Source organism: Pseudomonas sp. NFX71 (assembly GCF_048079215.1).
Lineage (GTDB): Bacteria > Pseudomonadota > Gammaproteobacteria > Pseudomonadales > Pseudomonadaceae > Aquipseudomonas > Aquipseudomonas fluorescens_B.
On record NZ_CP182230.1, the window covers coordinates 4,277,498 to 4,289,655 of the forward strand.

The following is a 12,158-nucleotide window of genomic DNA, read 5'->3' on the forward strand; positions in this document are numbered from 1 at the left end:
GTGCGATGTATGAAACGGCACTTTTTCAAAGCCAATATCCCAAGGCCTCGTGCCTTAGTCGCAGTGCTTCAAAATTGTGTCTGTCGATTGACCTGAATAGCCAGGATCTTGAGCGTCTAAACACTTTAATAATCGAACGGATTAGGGTTAGAAAGGGCTCAGCTTTGTACCGTATGGGCGATCCGTTGCGCTCGTTATATGCAGTCCGTGTTGGCACATTCAAGACCAGCATGATGTCAGTTGATGGGCATAATCAGATCATGGGCTTTCAAATACCGGGTGACATGCTTGACTTGGAAGCCATCAGTACCGGTTACTACGGCTGTGATGCACTGGCTCTGGAGGACAGTGAAGTCATTTTCTGCGACTGGAGAAACTCGCGCAGGATCTGCCAGCTATACAACATAACCTGAGTAAACTCCTGATTCGTGAGATCGTACGCGATCAGCATATGATGTTTCTGATAGGCAACCTTAATTCAAACGAGCGGCTGGCAGACTTTCTTCTAAACCTATCCCAACAGTTTAGCACTCTGGGTAATTCATCCACGAATTTCGTGCTGAAAATGAGCAGTGGTGATATTGGTTCCTACTTAGGACTGCGCCTGGAAACCATTTTTCGGTGCTTTGCTCATTTCCGAAATCATGCATTAGCCGAAATAGTTGGCCGTGACGTCAGAATTTTGAATATTGAGGGTCTAAGGTATTTAATCGCAGGCCATCATCGAAAAGCCTGAGTTTAGGAAGATGCGTTTACCAAGCGTTTACACTGAAACTCTTCCTAAGGGACACCAATAATGCCGCCCAGATTCGTCCTTATTTCTGCTGTTCAAGTCGAAGAGCGATCCTATCGTTCAGGTATCAAGCACTACTCTGAAACCCACCGAGGTGGTTTTGACATCTACGACAATCAGGAGAAAGTCCGGTTGGCGCATGGATTTCAAGACAGGACAGTAGCTGAGAGCGCCTGTGCAAATATGAACATTGACGCGGGTAATCCGAATTTGACGAATATTTATAAACCCTTCAAAAGCTAATCTTATGGAAGCTCTAGATCCCATCCCTATGTGAGTCAAAAGCGCTCCAGCAAGCTCGCATTCACGCTACCGCCTTTGCCCCGTTGATCAAGCAAGAGGGAGATACGGACATATGTGCTCGGTACTAAGATTCTGAATCGCAGGTTCTTCCGTCAAGGTCGCGGTAAAACGGTATCGATTTACTCACCAGATTGACGTTGATGCCGTGGCCCGCTTCGGACGTTTGCGACAGACGCACATCACTGCAAACATTTCTGGACGACTTGAGTTTTAAGGATTTTAGGTAAAAGTATCGTTGTTGCACGGCAATCCGCTTGATGGGCTAGAAAAGGTGTCTACTTAAATTGATGTTCAGCATCGTCCTGAGCGCAGGGGGGCAGGAAGGCGTATTGGCCGGACGCTTACGTCTTTTCAGCATCCAGTTTAAAGACCGGCTTTTGCAGAATTAACAGCAACGCCGTTTACACAGAATTCAGTACATCTTCTGTTAAACGCTGTATCCCAACGTATCTAGGTCGCCAACAGCTACTTACGCATACAAAAACCGCTCCAGTGGGACACCAACGCGATACATCGCCGCCGCTTAATGAGGCTGTCTTACAAAGGCACTGCTCATAAAGCCCCCGCGCCTTTATCCGCGCTCATTGGAGAATTACGATGTCCAGACATAACAAAACCAAAGTCGCCCGCCTACTTGGCTTCACCCTCGCGACGGCAGCGCTGACTGCTTTTGCCGGCCTGTCCCTCGCTCAGGATACCCAGACAGCTGCTGACGCGGGCCAAGCCAAAAGTTGGCAGGCAGGAATAAAGCGTACCGATCTTTTAAAACACGATTTGGATGTGAAAGGTCGCGAAGTTATTCAGGTGATCGTCGATTTCGATCCGGGCGTCGTTTCGCCGAGACACTCCCACCCTGGCGTTGAAGTCGCTCACGTCCTCTCGGGCACGTTCGAGTACGAACTTGAAGGCCAGCCGAACGTGGTCCTCCATGCCGGCGAATCCTTATACATCCCGGCAGGCACCGTGCACCAGGCGACGAACATCGGTAAGGACAAGGCTTCGGAACTGGCGACGTACATTGTCAAGAAGGACACTCCTTTGCTGATCCTGAAAAAATAAACCCAAAAGCGCGTGCTTCCTTTTTGAAAGCTAGCCTGCTCGTAAAAAATCGCCAGTGCAACGCGGGCATTCAGACCGCCCGCGTCATCGTTGGCCTTCATTACTAGTATGCATGCTTATAAAGGGTAAGGCGCTGGCTGAACGCCAATCATCCCTACGCCACGCCAAGGATCACGCGCATAGGCGCGGCGATGCAGCTCATCACCTCGCTGCCAGTGCCACTGCCTAGCAGGATGGGTAACAGACCGGCAATGATGACAGCCACAGTCATGGCCTTGGGTCGAACACGCTGCACAGCTCCTTCGCGAATCGCCGCCACCAGACCGCGCTCAGTACTGTTGCCGAGGTCTTCACGTTCGGCCCAAGCGTTCTTCACATAGAGCAGCATGATCACGCCAAACTCGGCAGAAACACCGGCCAATGCGATAAAGCCGACGCCAGTGGCGACCGACAGATTGAAGCCCAACAGATAGAGAAACCATGCCCCGCCAGTCACTGCGAATGGCAGCGTGGCCATGATCAGCAATGCCTCATCGAAACAGGCAAATGTCAGGTAGAGCAACACGAAGATGATTAACAGCGTGGCAGGCACCACCAGTTTGAGTCGCGCGTTGGCCCGTTCCAGAAATTCGAACTGCCCTGAGTAACTCAGACTCATGCCTGGCTGCAACTTGACCTGCTCACTGATGACCCGACGCAGATCGGCGACTACCGAGGCAATGTCCCGGCCACGCACGTCGATGTACACCCAACCAGAGGGCCGCGCGTTCTCGCTCTTGAGCATCGGTGGACCGTCCGTGACTTTGACCTTCGCCACTGTGCCGAGGGTGATCTGGTTAGTTGCTTGGGCTGCTTTGGAAATGCTTTGGCATTTCCGGCAATGTAGATCTTGTTGCCGGCCAAGTCGGTGATCGACTCGACCTTTCTATACAGATTTTTAGCTTGCGCTGCTCGGGCGGTGCCTGGAGTTTGATCTTCAAGCTGATGCCTTATCGGAGTAATGGTGGCCCTATTTGAGCCATATGACCTGAGGGCTATTGCTTTTGCTACCTCAGGTAGGAGGGCACACTTACTCCCGCTTAGCGAGCAGCCATTCTCGATTTATCTTCACATGCTGAGACTTAAGGACGCCCACCTCGGTCTCGATTAGGACCTATGCGTATCTGTTCACCGCAATATCCAGGTACGCCCCAACTGCCCATAAACTATGGCGAAGACTGGGATGGTTTTCCACACTCCGAAGCATCAATGGTATTGCAGTTGAACTGTAAGCGAGCGGTAATCACACCTCTCTGAGAGTTGACCTGTTGCGTGAGCAACACAGCGAGTGGCACTGGATATGATGCGGCCCAGGCCCTCTGGGCCTGGGCCGCTAGCCGTTACTTGTAAGCACCAGCCGAATAAATCAGCTCGTAGCTGTGGCTATAGATTTCCAAAATGTTACCAAAGGGATCTTCCATATAGACCATGCGGTACGGCTTCTCGCCAGGAAAATACTCGCGTACAGGCATGCGCTGCTTGCCGCCAGCAGCAACAACCTTGGCGGCCAGTCCCTCGACGTCTGGATCTTGGACGCAGAAGTGGAAGATACCGGTCTTCCAGTATTCGAAGTTGTTCTGCGGCTTTTCGGCATTGCGAAACTCAAAGATTTCTACACCGATCCGATCACCTGTGGACAGGTGTGCAATACGGAACGAACCCCAGCCGGCACCAAATACATCGGTACACATGATTCCGATAGCTGATTCGTCTTCAGTGATCGTGGTCGGCGGCATGATCAGATACCAGCCCATGACCTCTGTGTAGAACTTCACAGCGGCGCCTAGATCAGTGACAGATAGGCCGAGATGAGAAAAGCTGCGTGGGTAGACGAATGACATAATTTGTACCTCTTGAGCGTTGGTGATGTGGCTAGTCTAGGAAGGACTTGTCATAATGAAAACCATCGCCAAGTTATGGCCTTGATAAGATATTGTTATGCTTAATCCACAATGGCTGCGCACTTTCTCCGCCCTGATCGAACAGGGTAATTTCACACGCTGCGCCGAGTACCTCGACCTGACCCAGGCCGCTGTCAGTCAACATATACAGAAGCTTGAGGAGCGGCTCGGCCAATTGCTGATACGCCGCCCTCGACAGATCGAACTCACACCCGCAGGGCGTGCGCTCCTGGAGTATTGCGAAGAGGTTAGTGCTGCCGACCAGCGACTGCATAACCGCTTAACGGCGCATGAAGACACGCGTGGAGAGATTGGTTTGATTTGTCCTGGCAGTATCGGACTGGCCCTCTACCCCATGCTGTTGAACTTGCAGCAGGCAAATCCCGGCCTGATCATTCGACAACGTTTTGCCCCGGATACAGAGGTGCTCGAAGCAGTGCTGGATAATCGCTTCGAGTTGGGATTGGTGACTCTTAAGCCTGACGACCCGCGTCTTTGCGTGAGTCGCTTCACCGAGGAGCCACTGGAGCTAATCGCACCCGCCTCAGAGCGAATCGAAGGTTGGGACGATCTGAGACGCATAGGCTTCATCGATCATCCTGATGGCCGCGCCATGGGTAGTCGTCTGCTCAGCCGTTACTACCCTGAGGAATCAGGCATCGGCAGTCTTCCCTGTCGTGGCTTTACCAACCAGATTGGTCTGATCCTTGAGCCAGTTGCGCGAGGGTTAGGTTTTACGGTATTACCGCGCTATGCACGCTTGGCGTTTCAACGCCCAGAAAGTATCCAGGTTATCGAGGGGCCACGATTAGTCGAGGACACTCTATGGCTGATACATCGCGCCGAATGGCCACTATCTACTAGGGCAGAGTTGGTCGTTCAAAAACTGAGGACGCAGATTAAAAGTCTGTGACCGAGGAACTACTCCTAGCAAGTAGGTCTCCAGTTGTGCGGTAGAAGTTCAGACAATGAACTGACCTTCTGCGTTGGCAGTCTCGACAGTATGCCCTTGAGATAGGCATACGGATCATGCCCATTCATCCGCGCCGACTGGATCAGGCTCATGATCGCCGCCGCGCGTTTGCCGCTGCGCAGCGAGCCGGCAAACAACCAGTTCGAGCGTCCAAGAGCCCATGGCCGAATCTGGTTCTCGACTTGGTTGTTGTCGATAGGCACCGTTCCATCCTCCAGGTAGCGCGTCAGAGCTACCCAGCGTTTGAGGCTGTAATCCAGAGCTTTTGCCGTTGCTGATCCATTAGGCACAAGATCACGCTGGGCTAGCATCCAGTCATGCAGCGCGTTGAGGATCGGTGAAGCCTTTTCCTGCCGTATTCGCCAGCGCTCTTCATCGCTCATATCCCGTGCTTGCCGTTCGATTTCGTACAAGCCGCCCATCGCGTGCAATGCCTGTTCGGCCAACTGGCTTTTGTTCGCCGCGTGAAGATCGAAGAACTTGCGGCGGGCGTGGGCCATGCAGCCAATTTCGACGATGCCTTGGTCGAAGCTGGCCTTGTAGCCGGCGAAGTCATCGCAGACCAGCTTGCCATTCCACTGACCAAGAAAATTGCGTGCATTCTCGCCAGCACGACTGGGGCTGAAGTCGTACACCACGGCCTTCAGATTGGCGAAGGGCGACGTGCAGTAGGCCCAGACGTAAGCCCGATGGGTTTTCTTCTCGCCTGGTGCGAGCATTGGCACCGGGGTTTCATCGGCGTGAATTACGCGCTGGGCCAGCACGGCTTCGCGGAGGGCATCGACCAGAGGCTGGAGCTGCACGCCGGTCTGTCCGATCCACTGAGCCAGTGTCGAGCGAGCGATGGCTAGGCCGGCACGGCCGAAAATTTTCTCTTGCCGGTACAGCGGCAGGTGGTCGGCGAACTTGGCCACCATCACATGAGCTAGGAGGCCGGCAGTGGGGATACCCTTGTCGATCACCTGGGCCGGCACAGGGGCCTGGATCAGCGTTTCGCACTGGCGACAGGCCCATTTGCCACGCACGTGCTGTTCGACGGTGAATACGCCCGGCGTGTAATCCAGTTTTTCGCTGACGTCTTCGCCGATGCGTTGTAGCTGGCAGCCGCAGACGCACTTTGTGCTCTCCGGCTCGTGACGGATCAAGGTGCGTGGAAATTGCGCAGGCAGCTGTGTGCGCTTGGGCTGTTGGCGGGGTTCGGCTGGAGCAGCCTGGGGATTGACGGCTTTCAACTCCTCCTCGATAGCGGCGATGTCGGTATCGAGCAGGTCATCAAGCAGGCTGCCCTGGTCAGGGCTCAGTTGCTCACTGCGCTTGGCAAACTTATGCCGTCTGAACCATGCGATTTCGTGGGTAAGCTGCTCGATGATGGTTTGATCACGGTGGATCTTTTTGCCCATCACGTCGACCTGCGTGAGCAACTGCGCGGCGAGCGCACGCAGTTGCTCAGGTGTCAGTTGGTCGAGATTGGGCGAGAAAGTCATACCGCTGATTGTGCCAGAGCAGGCCGTCAGCGCAGATACACCAATGGGCTAATGGCCGGCTCTACAGCACTGTGATCGCGCCGGCTGCGCCGACCCGCTGCCAGGGCAGCCCCAGTAACAAAGCCTGAAGTTGCTCAGCGTCGAGTTCGACTTCCGAGCCGTGCCGGATGCCTGGCCATTGAAACTTGCCCTGGTTTAATCGCCGCGCGGCCAGCCAGATACCCACGCCGTCATGCACCAGGACTTTTATGCGGTTGGCGCGGCGATTGGCGAAGAGATAGGCGCAGTGCGGCTTCGCCGCACCGAACACGGACACCACACGCGCCAACGCGGTATCGGTACCGGCTCGCATGTCCATCGGCTCGGTGGCGAGCCAGATAGTATCGATGCGGATCACTGGGCGAGCCCACGGATAAAGCAGGCGCATCCTTCAGGATCGGAGGCCGGCCATTTAACCGTGATCGATTGCTCGCCAAGCGGTAGCTCGATAATCACCGCTGCTTCAGCCGGTCGTTTAGGCGTAACCCTCGCAGGAACGAACGCTGGCAACGCAGCTGGCAGTTGATCGCGATAAAGCGGCAGCCATTTGCGAATGACGTTGGCGTTGATGCCGTGGCGAATGGCAACCCTGGAGACGGTCGCACCGGGTTGCTGGCACTCCCGAACAACTTGGGCCTTGAACGATTTGGGGTAAGAGCTTCGTTGGCGCATGGAAATCCCGGCGATAAGGGCTATCGCGTCCGCTTAAAAATACGCGGACACCATCGCCCTTAATGCGGGAATTAGGAAGGTGACTTGGCTGGACGCTTACGTTGAACTGAGCATGCGGGTCGAACGAGTTGAAGGCTTTCACAATGGCTTTTAGCACCTCAGGGGCTTCTCGCCTGAGCGATGCTATGGCGTACTTAAGTGGCATGCACTCTTCAGGTAAGAGCATTCGCTCACCCCGCACACATGTTTTGAATGGGTCCACTGGCGGCGATGTGGAAAACCGGGGTAAAAGCCAGCTGCACGCTCCAGCAGCTGTATGGGTGTTCACCAAATCCGACTATGTAAACAGTAATGCTAAGAATCAACCAAGAGTGACCTGTGGATAGCTTTCCGCCCATGCGCTCGAAGCCGATTTGAACTGATAAATGCCTGCTTTTAGCCGTTTTCTGCCCGCCGTGAGGGGCAGAAATCGACCGATTCTGTTGAAAAAGGCGGCCATATTTTCCACGGCACAAAAGTACGCGCCTGAGATTGAAGTCCTTACTTTGAGCAGAGGGTTCCGGGCTCAGATTTCGCGTAGTTGCGCGCAAAAAGGCATTTTAAGCAGTCAGTACGAGGGCGGCCTAGAGGGACCGACTTTTCAACACAATCTACCCATAGTTGATGGTGACGAAAGGCAGATATTGGGTGAGTAGTCAGTCAGATGTGTTTCCTAAATCAGGGTCCACTCACACCAGCGCAATCAGCTATGAAGATTTAACAGTTATGGTTTTACTGTGTGATTATCGTCAAGGTGGCGAGTCTCTGCTGGTTTCTTCTCCGGAACTATAAAATTCACTGTCGTACTGGTGAGGATTTTGTGGGTCGGGTCGGCCACTTCAAGAAGAACCTTGTGAGTGCCAGGCGTCAATCCAACTAGGATAATGGGGTCTTCGCTGGTGTGAGCCCATGTACCTTTCCAGTCGTCGACCGTCACGTGGAGGTGACCGAGACGTGGCGATACATCAGCAGCCGTTTTGCCAAATACTGGCATGATTCTAGCGTGTTCCATTCGATACTGGATAATGACAACACCGCGTGCGAGCGGCTCGGCAAGCGGCGGATATGAAATGAGTTTTGGCGCAGCCTCAGATTCCAGTGGAAGTATTGCCGCTGGGGTATCGGTGTCTGCTACCGCTAATCCACATACGGCTGTGCAAAAGAAGGCACCTAAAGAGATAACCAATAGATTTCTGTGAGCCAAGGGCATGGTGTTTTTCCTCTCGCGTGACTTCATTCAAGCCTAGATCAAACGTAGTGTTTCCGAGTGTTTATTTTTAAGCGGAATCACCCACGTATTTCATTGATACCGGCTGACGGCGCCTAGCCGATTCTGTTGAAAAAGTCAGTCTTTGTTTTCATGGCCAGAAGGTACGCGTCTGAGATTGAAATCTTGAATCGTCTCAGAGATATTCGGACCCGGATTTCACGTAGTAGCGTGCTAAAAAGGTGCTTTTACCGATGATTCTTTTGGCAATTTGCGAAAACCGACTTTTTCAACAGAATCGGCCTAAGGTTGCCCTTGATTAAAGTTCGCTTTCGACTGTGCTGCCGTTCGGGAAGGACAGTTAAAGCCGATTGTCGCCTGCCGCAGGTCGAGAGCCAATAGTCGAGAAACGCTGGCCGCTTCCGCGCAGCGGCGCCGTCACCCAAAACCCGCGCGCCGAATCAACAGCCTCAGCAGCAGCTATCTGCGTAACTGAAGATACTCTCGCCATGTCGCGTGAAAACGCGGACACTGATTTAATACGCTAAGGTTTCACTGAGAATTCATGCTCGCTTATCTGGAAACTCTATATTATTCCATTACAACGCATGGGTTTAACGGCATACACTTCACGTCTATTTTCTCTATTCGCGAGTCTGTGAGATTAACGCACCAATTAACCGGGAAGTGTTAGCGTCAGCTGGTCTGCGCGAGCAAGTTCGCAAAGCCTACTTTAAATCCTGTAATCCTCCACATTTCCAAATGTATTTCAAAGCAGAATAGATAGGTAGTAAATAATTAAATCTAATTAATAGGGCTGCAAAAAGTCAAAGTGGAGATGATGGGATTGGCATTGAAGCGCCAATGCGTATTTATTGGAGTTACGCAGTGAGCTTCCGTTAGGATAGCCGTAGCACTCTCTTCGGGAAGCAATCGTTTGTTGGCTTCCGAAAGCTTACTCAAAGCGATTGCCAAAGCTTTGCGATCGATCATAGGATCCACGGTTTGCCCAAAATCAAATTTGTTTAAGTGAGCCTCCAGCTTCGCCGCCAAGAGATCTACGTCTTCTTCAGTGCTGGTAGAGTCGATTTCAGAAAGCTCACCTGCTAATTGCACCCCGGCATCAAAGACAGCATCTTCCACCCATGTTCTTACCCTGCCTGGAACGGACTTCAGCAAACTCGCTATCGATCCCGTCTCGATATTTTCCAATTGAAGTTCAAAGTCGTCTGCCGCGCCAACGCTCATTGCAATAACTTGCCCAAGTGCCTGGTAAGCTTCTATGTAACTGCTCATGGCCTGGAATATTTCAGCGGGTCTGTGGCGCTCCTTGGCAAAATCGATCTTGATTTTCAGCGTCTCGTGCATTGCGACCTACTTCCATGAATGATTAATGCCACCAGGGCTGCCTGAAAACTTTTTTCATGATCGGTAGACGCGCTAAGCGATCTGATCGATCTGATTAAGAGCCTTGCGCGACCTGAACCAGAATTCGCCGATTCTAATTCCAATGATGGCAAAATGTCGTTCAGGGGACGCCTAGGGTTTTCGTCGTGCTGAGGTCGTCTTGCCATAAAATACTGTTCATCCAAACAGTGCGGCAGATATAGGAATCTGGCAAATCTGGCCGTTGTGTGCAGCGTAGGTGACAGCCCGTGTTCGGATGGACAGCTTGATATCAATTCAGTAGCCTCAAACCACGTCCTACGAGCCTCATGCAGTTCTTGGGCGCCCACGGAGCGGGCCTATATTTCAATGGAGGTCAGAATGCCTTTTGCTGCGATACGTGGAGCCACAGCTCTTGCTGACGAAATCCAGCTTGAGGCGCATCTCGCCTCTCTTCTTAGATTGGAAAATATCGGACTGCTGTTAGGCGCCGGAGCATCGGTTTGGCTGCGGCCATCGAAGAAGTGATCGCGTGGCTTACCGAGAAAGGGGTGGGGGATGTCGCCACTAACGCGATAACTGCACTGAACACATTGGACATGAATGCCCAAGGGATTACAGAAGCCATCATGCGGCTACGGCACTTATAGAAATCCTCAGCCTGCTTTCTTTTTTGAAGGATAAAGGATCAAAAGGGCGGATCGAACGGCCACAAGAGTAGGCCAGCGTGAAACGTTGTTATGGATTTTCTACCTCGACATTCCGACCTCATCAGCGGCCTGCCACATTGAAATAACGTGTAACTCTTGCGTGATTGAGAAAACTCACGCGTTTCTCTAGATTTTTTCCTACAACGCCGGTCCCCTCTGACAGCGAATCGCTGCCATGTCGGAGTTGCAGTTTGTACAACTTCGACACTTAGAGGAGGGGCTCATGACTGCCCTTGAACCGTTCTTCCTGGCCGAGTTCCTCGGCACCGCCACTTGGTTGTGGCTAGTCTTTATCAGCATCGTGATAGGCCTGTTGGTCTTCGACCTCGGGGTTCTCCACCGTGAGCAGCGAGAAATCGGCGTTACTGAAAGTCTTCTGCTGTCTGCTGGCTATATCACGGCTGGCTTGCTGTTCGGCCTCTGGGTCTGGCAGGTCAAGGGTGTTGACGCCGGGATGGATTTCTACACCGGTTTTCTGATCGAGAAATCGTTGTCGATGGACAACGTGTTCCTGATGGCGATGATCTTCAGCTTCCTCTCTATCCCGCGTAGGTATCAGCACGAGGTGCTGTTCTGGGGCATTCTCGGTGTCATCGTGCTGCGCGCGATCATGATTGGCCTGGGGGCAGCGCTGATCGCCGAGTTCAGCTGGATTCTGTATGTGTTCGGCATCTTCCTGCTGTTAACTGGAGTGAAGATGCTGTTCAGCAAGGTCGATGCCCATCCAAACCTTAGCGAAAACCTGCTGGTGAAGTTCCTGCGCAAACACATGCGGGTGACCGAGCAACTGCATGAAGGGCGCTTCTTTGTCCGTCAGGCGGACGCCAGCGGCAAGTCCGTGGTCTGGGCGACGCCGTTGTTCTTAGCCTTGGTGCTGATCGAGTGTGCCGACCTGGTGTTCGCCGTGGACAGCGTGCCGGCGATCTTCGCCATCACCCAAGACCCCTTCATCGTCTACACCTCGAACATCTTCGCCATCCTTGGCCTGCGTGCGTTGTATTTCGCCCTGGCGGCGATGATTCACCGCTTCGCCTACCTTAAGTACGCGCTGGCGCTGGTGCTGGTGTTTATCGGGGGCAAGATTTTCCTGGTCGGCATCATCGGTAAGATTCCGGCGGTCATCTCCCTTAGCGTGACCGTGGCTTTGCTGCTGGGCGGTGTACTGCTATCGCTTTGGAAAACCCGCGACCAGGCCTCTACTGGCCCGCAGGTATAGGTACAAACAGGTGGTGGCCGCCACATGAAAGCTGTAAACCCGGCGCGAGGGCCGGGTTTGGATAATCGTTACCAGTTACGCTTGCAGCGGATATCGCCCAGGCTCTTCTCCCTTTTTGCGGGGCTTCCCGTTACCAGGGAGAGCTTGGCCTAACCAAGCGGGGGCAGGGGACGCTTAACTAGCGTAGCGAACTTCCTGATTGGTCAAATCCTAAGTCTTACTGCTGAGTTGGCATGCAGCGGTCTGTGTCGTAATGGCCATGACTCAGGTCGTATTTGGACGCACTACAATCTTACCGGTCAGTATAGTCAGCTCCGTCCCGATGCCGGAGTGCCTT

The 12,158-nt window shown here is 53.1% G+C and carries 9 protein-coding genes and 2 pseudogenes; 4 read left to right on the forward strand and 7 right to left on the reverse strand.

The window, feature by feature from the left end; translation table 11 throughout:
* Positions 1-5: 5 nt before the first annotated feature.
* Both ACM1ZW_RS19960 and ACM1ZW_RS19965 read left to right on the forward strand, forming a co-directional pair.
* Positions 6-736: pseudogene (locus ACM1ZW_RS19960) on the forward strand (helix-turn-helix domain-containing protein).
* Between the two features lie 957 nt (positions 737-1,693).
* Positions 1,694-2,155, forward strand: coding sequence for a cupin domain-containing protein (locus tag ACM1ZW_RS19965; RefSeq protein WP_416739132.1), 462 nt, complete (start codon positions 1,694-1,696; stop codon positions 2,153-2,155).
* 178 nt (positions 2,156-2,333) lie between these two features.
* Here the strand turns inward: ACM1ZW_RS19965 and ACM1ZW_RS19970 are convergent.
* Together ACM1ZW_RS19970 and ACM1ZW_RS19975 are read right to left on the reverse strand one after the other, a co-directional pair.
* A pseudogene (locus tag ACM1ZW_RS19970) lies at positions 2,334-2,993 on the reverse strand (efflux RND transporter permease subunit); the annotation flags it as partial.
* Positions 2,994-3,534: 541 nt separating this feature from the next.
* Positions 3,535-4,035 carry a lactoylglutathione lyase family protein gene (locus tag ACM1ZW_RS19975; protein ID WP_416739133.1) on the reverse strand — a complete coding sequence of 167 codons (501 nt, stop codon included), beginning with the start codon at positions 4,033-4,035 and terminating at the stop codon, positions 3,535-3,537.
* Positions 4,036-4,132: 97 nt separating this feature from the next.
* Between ACM1ZW_RS19975 and ACM1ZW_RS19980 the strand changes: the two genes are divergently transcribed.
* Positions 4,133-5,008, forward strand: coding sequence for a LysR family transcriptional regulator (locus ACM1ZW_RS19980; protein ID WP_095194880.1), 876 nt, complete (start codon positions 4,133-4,135; stop codon positions 5,006-5,008).
* A gap of 14 nt (positions 5,009-5,022) precedes the next feature.
* Here the strand turns inward: ACM1ZW_RS19980 and tnpC are convergent, their stop codons facing one another.
* The 5 genes from tnpC to ACM1ZW_RS20005 all read right to left on the reverse strand — a co-directional run bounded on the left by tnpC (position 5,023) and on the right by ACM1ZW_RS20005 (position 9,877).
* Positions 5,023-6,552, reverse strand: coding sequence for an IS66 family transposase (tnpC, locus tag ACM1ZW_RS19985; RefSeq protein WP_095194879.1), 1,530 nt, complete (start codon positions 6,550-6,552; stop codon positions 5,023-5,025).
* Positions 6,553-6,613: 61 nt separating this feature from the next.
* Complete coding sequence (tnpB, locus tag ACM1ZW_RS19990; protein WP_170948673.1) at positions 6,614-6,949, reverse strand: IS66 family insertion sequence element accessory protein TnpB; 336 nt, start codon at positions 6,947-6,949, stop codon at positions 6,614-6,616.
* Positions 6,946-7,263 carry an IS66-like element accessory protein TnpA gene (gene tnpA / locus ACM1ZW_RS19995; RefSeq protein WP_095194878.1) on the reverse strand — a complete coding sequence of 106 codons (318 nt, stop codon included), beginning with the start codon at positions 7,261-7,263 and terminating at the stop codon, positions 6,946-6,948. Before tnpA ends, tnpB begins: the two co-directional genes overlap by 4 nt.
* A 763-nt stretch (positions 7,264-8,026) precedes the next feature.
* Positions 8,027-8,512, reverse strand: a complete 486-nt coding sequence (locus ACM1ZW_RS20000) for a DUF6130 family protein (RefSeq protein WP_416739134.1) — start codon at positions 8,510-8,512, stop codon at positions 8,027-8,029.
* An 801-nt stretch (positions 8,513-9,313) separates the two neighbouring features.
* A complete protein-coding gene (locus ACM1ZW_RS20005) occupies positions 9,314-9,877 on the reverse strand; it encodes a hypothetical protein (RefSeq protein ID WP_416739135.1) in 564 nt (187 codons plus the stop codon).
* 951 nt (positions 9,878-10,828) lie between these two features.
* Between ACM1ZW_RS20005 and ACM1ZW_RS20010 the strand changes: the two genes are divergently transcribed.
* Positions 10,829-11,821 carry a TerC family protein gene (locus ACM1ZW_RS20010; RefSeq protein WP_416739136.1) on the forward strand — a complete coding sequence of 331 codons (993 nt, stop codon included), beginning with the start codon at positions 10,829-10,831 and terminating at the stop codon, positions 11,819-11,821.
* Positions 11,822-12,158 lie beyond the last annotated feature (337 nt).

Excerpts from the sequence above, each read along its gene's own strand:
- ACM1ZW_RS19980 (WP_095194880.1), top strand. The coding sequence starts at position 4,133 with ATGCTTAATCCACAATGGCTGCGCACTTTCTCCGCCCTGATCGAACAG.
- ACM1ZW_RS19975 (WP_416739133.1), bottom strand. The coding sequence starts at position 4,035 with ATGTCATTCGTCTACCCACGCAGCTTTTCTCATCTCGGCCTATCTGTC.
- ACM1ZW_RS20005 (WP_416739135.1), bottom strand. The coding sequence starts at position 9,877 with ATGCACGAGACGCTGAAAATCAAGATCGATTTTGCCAAGGAGCGCCAC.
- ACM1ZW_RS19965 (WP_416739132.1), top strand. The coding sequence starts at position 1,694 with ATGTCCAGACATAACAAAACCAAAGTCGCCCGCCTACTTGGCTTCACC.
- ACM1ZW_RS20000 (WP_416739134.1), bottom strand. The coding sequence starts at position 8,512 with ATGCCCTTGGCTCACAGAAATCTATTGGTTATCTCTTTAGGTGCCTTC.
- tnpA (WP_095194878.1), bottom strand. The coding sequence starts at position 7,263 with ATGCGCCAACGAAGCTCTTACCCCAAATCGTTCAAGGCCCAAGTTGTT.
- ACM1ZW_RS20010 (WP_416739136.1), top strand. The coding sequence starts at position 10,829 with ATGACTGCCCTTGAACCGTTCTTCCTGGCCGAGTTCCTCGGCACCGCC.
- tnpC (WP_095194879.1), bottom strand. The coding sequence starts at position 6,552 with ATGACTTTCTCGCCCAATCTCGACCAACTGACACCTGAGCAACTGCGT.